7 protein-coding genes are annotated in these 8,144 nt (G+C 47.5%); 1 reads left to right on the top strand and 6 read right to left on the bottom strand.

Annotated features, from left to right (window positions below):
- Window positions 1–37 precede the first annotated feature (37 nt).
- The gene (locus RH45_RS03355; RefSeq protein ID WP_008073880.1) at window positions 38–958 is read left to right on the top strand and encodes a polyprenyl-phosphate transporter; all 921 of its coding nucleotides are present in this window, start codon (window positions 38–40) and stop codon (window positions 956–958) included.
- Between the two features lie 61 nt (window positions 959–1,019).
- Here the strand turns inward: RH45_RS03355 and choV are convergent, their stop codons facing one another.
- The 6 genes from choV to betI form a co-directional block, all read right to left on the bottom strand.
- Window positions 1,020–2,210: a choline ABC transporter ATP-binding protein gene (gene choV, locus RH45_RS03350; protein WP_008073879.1), complete on the bottom strand. Its 1,191-nt coding sequence runs from the start codon at window positions 2,208–2,210 to the stop codon at window positions 1,020–1,022.
- A gap of 2 nt (window positions 2,211–2,212) precedes the next feature.
- Window positions 2,213–3,055 carry a choline ABC transporter permease subunit gene (gene choW / locus RH45_RS03345; protein ID WP_008073878.1) on the bottom strand — a complete coding sequence of 281 codons (843 nt, stop codon included), beginning with the start codon at window positions 3,053–3,055 and terminating at the stop codon, window positions 2,213–2,215.
- A 65-nt stretch (window positions 3,056–3,120) separates the two neighbouring features.
- Window positions 3,121–4,059, bottom strand: a complete 939-nt coding sequence (locus RH45_RS03340) for a choline ABC transporter substrate-binding protein (RefSeq protein ID WP_008073877.1) — start codon at window positions 4,057–4,059, stop codon at window positions 3,121–3,123.
- Window positions 4,060–4,089: 30 nt separating this feature from the next.
- On the bottom strand, window positions 4,090–5,781 hold the full coding sequence (gene betA, locus RH45_RS03335; protein ID WP_008073876.1) for a choline dehydrogenase: 1,692 nt from the start codon (window positions 5,779–5,781) through the stop codon (window positions 4,090–4,092).
- 19 nt (window positions 5,782–5,800) lie between these two features.
- On the bottom strand, window positions 5,801–7,261 hold the full coding sequence (gene betB, locus RH45_RS03330) for a betaine-aldehyde dehydrogenase (protein WP_008073872.1): 1,461 nt from the start codon (window positions 7,259–7,261) through the stop codon (window positions 5,801–5,803).
- 13 nt (window positions 7,262–7,274) lie between these two features.
- Window positions 7,275–7,877 carry a transcriptional regulator BetI gene (gene betI / locus RH45_RS03325; RefSeq protein WP_008073870.1) on the bottom strand — a complete coding sequence of 201 codons (603 nt, stop codon included), beginning with the start codon at window positions 7,875–7,877 and terminating at the stop codon, window positions 7,275–7,277.
- Window positions 7,878–8,144: the final 267 nt, after the last annotated feature.

Genomic DNA, 8,144 nt, shown 5'->3' with positions numbered 1-8,144 from the left:
ATATACTTCGTCCACCCAAATTTACTAACTGAGTAGCATGAACTATTTTTCGACATTTCTAAAAGGTATGGCGATGGGCGCTGCTGATGTAGTACCTGGCGTTTCAGGTGGTACGATTGCGTTCATCACAGGCATCTACGACACATTACTCGAGAGTATTCGTCGTATTAACCCAAAAGTGCTTGGCATTTGGAAACGCGATGGCTTCAAAGCCGCTTTTGATCACATCAATGGCTTTTTCCTAATCGCGCTGTTTGGTGGCGTACTCACCAGCATTGCTACTCTGGCAAAACTGATCTCATGGTTGTTAGTGACACACCCAGTCCCACTTTGGTCATTCTTCTTTGGTTTGATCTTGGTGTCAGTGTTTCACATCTTTAAGCAGATCGAACAACGTTCAGCCAGCCGATTTGTATTTTTCGCACTCGGAGTTGCGTTCGCTTATAGCATTACGGTCTTGCAACCTTTGCAAATGGACCCAACGAGCATCAATGTCATCATTGCAGGTGCTATCGCGATCTGCGCAATGATCCTGCCAGGTATTTCAGGCAGTTTTATCTTGCTGCTTATCGGGATGTACGCTCCGGTCCTTGGTGCAGTGAAGTCTTTCGACATTACCATCATTGGTCTATTTATGACTGGCTGTGTTCTAGGCTTACTTAGCTTCTCACATGTACTTTCATGGCTACTGAAGCGTTTTCGCGATTTAACGCTGATTTTCCTGACAGGCTTGATGGTGGGGACACTGCCTAAGATCTGGCCTTGGAAAGAGACACTCACGTGGCGAACTAACTCAAAAGGTGAAGAAGTGCCGTTGCTACAACAGAACCTGTCGCCATTTGATTTTGAGTCAATCACTTCGCAACCGGCTCAATTAGGACTGGCGATCGTAATGATGGTATGTGCGATTGCACTGGTACTTGGATTAGAGAAGTTTGCTGAAAATCGCGATATCTAATCGAGCAACAAACTAAAAGGCGACGCTCAAGAGCGTCGCCTTTTTTATTCTAGCTTGGCCATCAGGCCGCTTGGCTACTGTTATAGTTACCTAGTAGCGCATCATAGAACTCACTGTCGTTAAGCACTCCGACTAAGCTCCCCTCTTCGACCAATAAGATCGGCTGACCACTGCGTTGCTTGAGTTCAATCGCCTCTCGCATTCCAATATCCGGGCTAGCAACCACAACGCAAGACTCATCAACGTCCTCGATTCGACTGGTGTGGCTATCCCAATACATCAGATTCAATTCTGCTGAGCCTTTAATAAGATTCAATTGTCGATTTGCCTGTTCAACCCAAATAGGCTGTGCCTCGCAAATTTGCCACTGCGACTCTTGGCGCTTTAACTCACTGACAGGCTGCATTAAAGAGCGACCTTTTAACACGTTCAATGGGTTAGTATGAGCAACAAAGTCACGCACATAGTCATTTTCCGGAGTTAATATGATCGACTCAGGTTGAGCATGCTGAATTAAGCGTCCCGATTCCATGATCGCAATGTTGTTGCCAATTTTTAGCGCTTCATCGAGATCATGACTAACAAACAAGATGGTCTTATTGAGTTTTTCCTGCAGCAGCAATAACTCATCTTGCAGTTGAGCACGAATCAAAGGGTCAAGTGCCGAAAAAGGCTCATCCATTAGCAAAATATCCGTGTCCATTGCAAATGCACGCGCTAAACCAACACGTTGCTGCATACCGCCTGATAGCTCATGCGGATACTTGTCTTGCCATTCCAATAGATCAACCATCTCAAGCTGCTCACGAGCTTTGGCTCTGCGCTCCGATTTGCCGATGCCTTGCAGCTCTAAACCAAACGCCACATTATCCAAAACAGTTAACCAAGGCATGAGTGCGAACTTCTGAAACACCATCGAAACGCGATGAGTGCGTAGGTGACGCAAGGTCTCTTCATCACAACTCGCTAAATCGACCTGCTGTCCACCATCTTTAATCGTCAATGAACCTCGAGAAATGGTATTCAGACCATTGACCGCGCGTAGCAGACTTGACTTACCTGACCCGGACAGCCCCATCAGCACACAGATCTCACCTTCCTTGACTGTCATCGAAACGTTATCGACCCCCACGACTTGTGCCGTTTGATCGATGATTTCTTGGCGAGACTTACCTTCATCTAACAGAGCTAACGCGTGCTCTGGTTTATCACCAAAGACCACATCAAGATTCGTTATCGTAATCGCATCCATCACTAGGCTTCCTTCTGGTTTGGTGATTTACACAAACGGTCTAAAATGATCGCGACTAATACAATCGCTAAACCCGCTTCGAAACCTTGTGAAATGTTGACCGTGTTCAGCGCTCGTACAACCGGCTTGCCTAGGCCATCTGCCCCCACTAGCGCGGCAATCACCACCATAGAAAGAGAAAGCATGATGCACTGAGTGACACCAGCCATAATGGATGGCATCGCTGCAGGCAGCTCAACTTTAAACAGCAGTTTCATACGAGTTGCACCAAACGCTTTACCTGCTTCCACTAATTCTTCAGGCACTTTGGTAATGCCTAAATAGGTCAAACGGATTGGCGCAGCGATGGCGAAAATAATGGTTGAGATAAGCCCAGGTACGATTCCTAAGCCAAACAAGACCAAGGTTGGAATTAAGTAAACGAACGTCGGAACAGTTTGCATTAAATCGAGTATTGGTCGCAGCAGCGTATAAAGCCATGGACGATGCGCCGCCATGATACCGACGGGTACACCAATTAATACAGAAATCGTTGTCGCGGCAAACACCAAAACAAAGGTTTCTAGCATTTCTTGCCAATACCCGAGATTAAGAATCGTCAGTAAAGCAGCAACCACAAATAGTACCAGCGGGATACTACGGTGCAGATACCAAGCTATCGCAGCCGTCATGACGATCGGCATGGCAGGAGGCATCCACTTAAAAATGTCCACAACAAAAAGAATGATGGTTTCCAGAAAGATGGAAATGGCATCAAATAGACCAGCGGCGTTATCAGTTAGCCAGTCGACGCCGGTTTCCATCCATTGCCCAAGAGGGATCTTGTTGTCGGTAATAAAATTCACAATACAACCTTTGTGTTATTTGTTTTATAACGGGTAGACGACAAGGCCTACCCGTGCCCTATCGATTAGACTTTTGAATTGATGTAACTTGTCACCGCTTTGGTCGCGCTTTCGCCTTGCAGAGTTTTCACCCCTTCTAGCCAAAGCTCTACCTGCTGAGGGTTCGCCTTGAGCCACTGCTGAGCCGCTTTTTCTGGCTTAACATTTTGGTTCAAGATTGATTCCATCAACTGGTTTTCCATCTCTAAGCTAAACTCAAGGTTTTTGAGTAACTGGCCGACGTTTTGGCATTCACTGAGGTAGTTTTGACGCACGTTTGTGTAGACGTTAGCGCCACCATAGTTCGGGCCAAAAAAGTCATCACCACCCGCTAGATACTCCATTTCTACATTGCTGTTCATTGGGTGTGGAGCCCAGCCTAGGTAAACAATCCATTGGTTACGACGAACAGCGCGACTAACTTGCGACACCATGCCCGCCTCACTGGATTCAACAAGGCTAAAATCTTTGAGGCCGAAGGCGTTGTCATCAATCATGGATTGAATTAAGCGGTTGCCATCATTGCCCGGTTCAATACCGTAAATACGATCGCGGAATTTGTCGGCATGCTTAGCGAGATCAGCAAAGCTCTTAACCCCAGCATCGTAAACGTATTTAGGTACGGCCAAGGTGTACTTGGCGCCTTCCAAATTAGCTCGAACCGTTTCGACGCTGCCTGCTTCACGGTATTTAGCGATATCTCCCTCCATGGTTGGCATCCAGTTGCCGAGGAAGATATCGATATCACCGTTAGCCATTGATGAATACGTCACTGGCACGGAAAGCAGATCCGTTTTGGTTTGATAGCCGAGGCCTTTGAGCAGTTCAGTCGTGACCGCGGTTGTTGCGGTAATATCGGTCCAACCAACATCAGCAAAACGTACGGTTTCACATTGGTTTGCATAGGCGTTAAACGCGAGCGTACTTAGAGCAAGCGTGGATAGGGTTTTCGTCGTCATAGACATAGTAAATTCCTTGTAATGATTACTGACTGTTTAATCCAACTCTCTCTGTGGAGAGTGTGAACGTTGTTTTTGTTGCCAATCTGGAGCAATCCACACTGGCGATGGTTGTTCATCCAACAATGGCTGCTGCAAGATCATGTCGGCCGCGCGCTCGGCTACCATGATGGTCGGGGCATTCAGGTTGCCATTGGGAATGGTTGGGAAAATCGAAGAATCCACGACCCTAAGCGCTTCGATACCACGAACACGACATTGCTCGTCAAGCACCGCCAATGGGTCATCGTCTGCCCCCATTTTACAGCTGCATGATGGGTGATATGCACTTTCCACATTTTGCTTAACCCAAGCATCAATGGCATCGTCGCTGATCACCTCTTTACCCGGTTGAATTTCTTCACCACGGTAAGCATCCATTGCGGGTTGCATTAATATCTCGCGCGTTAGGCGGATGCAGTCACGCCAATCCTGTTTGTCTTGCTCAGTCGAAATATAGTTAAACTCGATATGTGGCTTGCTGAGTGGATCCGCAGACGTTATAGCGACCTGCCCTCGGCTTTCTGGCTTATTTGGTCCAACGTGAACTTGAAAGCCATGCCCATCAAACGCCGCTTGACCGTCGTAACGCATTGCCGCAGGTAAGAAGTGGTATTGGATGTTTGGCCACTTAAGCCCTTTACGCGAACGAATAAAGGCGCAAGACTCAAAATGATTGGTCGCTCCCAGTCCTTTGCGGGTCAAAATCCACTCTGCGCCTATCATCCCTTTACTCACCAAACCCAGCTTACTATTAAGGGTGATGGGTTGACTGCAGTGATACTGAAAATAGACCTCAAGATGATCTTGGAGATTTTGGCCAACGCCCGGAAGTTCGTGATTGAGATCTACGTTCGCCTTATCAAGCACCGCTTTAGGGCCGATACCTGAGAGCTGAAGTAGCTGCGGCGAACCTATCGAGCCCGCACTAGAAATCACTTCTTTGCTTGCTTTGCATTGAACAACATTGCCCGCTTTTTGGTACTCAATGCCAACGGCACGCTTACCTTCGAGCAATATTTTACGCGCGACCACACCTTTAATCAGAGTCAGATTCGGTCGCTTAAGCGCTCGGCGTAAATACGCATTTGAGGTTGATGCACGCACGCCTTTATCAACCGTCATGTGCATCGGACCAAAGCCTTCTTGTTGGTAGCCGTTATAGTCCTGAGTTTCAGGGTAACCCGCCTCTTTACCAGCATCGATAAACGCTTGGTACAACGGATTTAGCTGCATATCGTTGCCATTGCAGGTGCCTACAGGGCCGGAGCCACCTCGATATTCATCTTCTCCCGCTGACCAAGATTCCGCACGGCGGAAGTAAGGTAAGCAAGCGGCATAATTCCAACCTTTAGCCCCGTGCTGTTCCCATTCATCAAAATCACATGCATGCCCTCGTACGTAGACCATGCCATTAATCGACGAACTACCTCCAAGCACCTTTCCACGAGGACAGTGCAACTTGCGGCCATCCAACCCTGCTTCAGACTGAGACTCAAACTGCCAAGCGTAACGCTCGCTGTTCATCGGGTAAGAAAGCGCGGTAGGCATTTGGATAAAGATACTTTTGTCGGTGCCGCCCGCTTCCAGCAACAATACTTGATGCTGACCGCTGGCACTTAAGCGATCGGCCAGCACACAGCCCGCCGAACCCGCGCCAACAATGATGTAATCGAACTCTTGTTTCATCGCCATTCCTTACTCTCTGTTACGCGTAAGGGCTGGCGTAATCACCAAGCTCGATAAGTACACTCTTGGTTTGAGTGTAGTGATGCAGTGTCTCTGGGCCATTTTCGCGACCAATACCCGACAGCTTGTAACCACCAACCGGCATTTCCGCAGGTGAGTCGCCCCAGGTGTTAACCCAGCAGATACCGGCTTGTATCTGATGAATCACTCGATGAGCACGAGCAAGATTTTGGGTAAACACGCCCGCCGCTAATCCATACTCCGTGTCATTGGCACGGCGAATGACCTCTTGCTCATCACTGAACGTCATGACAGACATAACAGGGCCAAAAATTTCCTGCTGCACGTGATCCATGCCATCATCGCAATGAGTGAAAATGGTTGGAGCAACAAAATTGCCTTTCTCTAAACCGTTGTCCATCATCTGATATCCACCAGTTACAAGCTCTGCACCACTGCGTTTCGCACTCTCGATTGCCGCGAGGACTTTTTCCATGTGCGATTTTGAGATAAGAGCACCAACCTGAGTTTGCATATCCATAGGGTCACCCACGATCAGCTTCTCGGTTCGAACTTTCAGTTGAGCAATAAATTCAGGGTAAATCGACTCGTGCACGAAAACTCGTGTGCCGTTGGTGCACACTTCGCCCTGAGTATAGAAATTCGCCACCATTGCGGCTGACACTGCGTCATCGAGTTTGGCATCATCAAATATGATCATCGGTGATTTACCACCAAGCTCCATGGTGACCTGCTTGAGGGAGCTGGCACTATCGGCCATCACTTTCTTACCGGTACCGGACTCACCTGTGAAAGATACTTTCGCAATCTCTGGATGCGCAGTTAACATTTGGCCGACACGATGATCACCTTGCACCACGTTGAACACCCCATCTGGCATACCCGCTTGAGTAAAGATTTCCGCCAGCTTCAGTGCGGTAAGCGGCGTTTCCTCTGAAGGTTTGAACACCATAACGTTACCAGCAGCAAGCGCAGGTGCAGACTTCCACATCGCGATTTGAATCGGATAGTTCCAAGCGCCGATTCCAGCACAGATGCCTAAAGGCTCTCGGCGAGTATAGAAAAACTGCGTTTCACTGAGCGGCTGCTGTTCACCTTGTAATGCAGGAGCCAGTCCTGCAAAGTACTCAATCACATCAGCACCCGAAGCAACATCGACTTCGACAGCTTCTTGTAGCGGCTTACCTGTATCTAACACCTCGAGTGCAGCCAGTTCATCGTTACGCTCACGCAACAATGCCACAGCGTTCATCAAAATTCGGCTACGCTCAATAGCCGTCATCTTCGACCAAACCTCAAAGCCGCGTTTTGCCGAATCAATCGCGCTGTCTACATCTTGTTGGCTCGCTTGACCAATCTCGGCGATAGGCTCACCCGTCGCGGGGTTTAAGGTTGTAAAAGTCTCGCCTGATGTTGCATCAACAGGCTTACCATCGATAAAAAGGGATTTCATTTCCATGTGAAGATCTGACTTAGTTGTTATTTTTGGAGTAAAAAGTGAGTTGCTTATCGAGATAATCATTGATGATCTCGCGTGCTTTAATCGCATCAATGCCAGCTGGATTCAAAGTGCCACGCAACCAAATACCGTCAATCAGCGACGCGATGCCAAAGGCGACTAAATCGGCTTGTTCAGCATCCAAAACCCCTTTTAACTCGAGCTTTAAATGTGAGAGAAGGCGCTTTTCGTTGACTGATTGCAGTCGTTTTAGCTGAGGGTCATGCATCGAGTAAGACCAGAAAGCCAACCAGGTTTTGGCTACTTTATTTTCGGCTTGGAAGCCAACAAAGTTACCGTCAATAATGGCGTTGATTCGCTGAAGATGTTCGTGCTTGGGAATTGACCTAAGGCGAGATGTGATCGTAGCTGACAGCTGGCGTAAGATCTCGCGCATGGTCTCTTCAAGTAGCCCATGCTTTCCACCGAAGTAGTGGTTGATGATCCCAGTTGAAACGCCCGCTTCTTTGCTGATCAACGAAATGCTTGCCGCGTGCAAACCCACCCTATCGATGACCGACATTGTCGCCTGCACAAGTTGTGGTTTCCTAATCTCAGGCATCCCCACCTTAGGCATAACTTGTTCCTTTGTTATTTTTAATTGAACGGTTAGTTAAATATAAAATGCCCTAATTTTAGTTTGTACTCAAATTAATTTTTAGAATTTGCATTGAAAATAGCAGAATATTCTTACAAAAATCGTTGGTACACAAACCAAAAGTCTGTAGCACATTTGAAAAAGAGCAAGTTTATAACAATTAGATAGAACCCAAGCCATTTCATTTAATATCAATTACTTGGTTACATTAAAGGCAAGCTAGATCGAGAGAAAGCACACTAAAAC

This window comes from Vibrio sinaloensis DSM 21326, assembly GCF_000189275.1.
Taxonomy (GTDB): Bacteria; Pseudomonadota; Gammaproteobacteria; order Enterobacterales; family Vibrionaceae; genus Vibrio; species Vibrio sinaloensis.
Note: the sequence above shows the minus strand (reverse complement) of the source record. Positions and strands in the feature narration are given on the sequence as shown.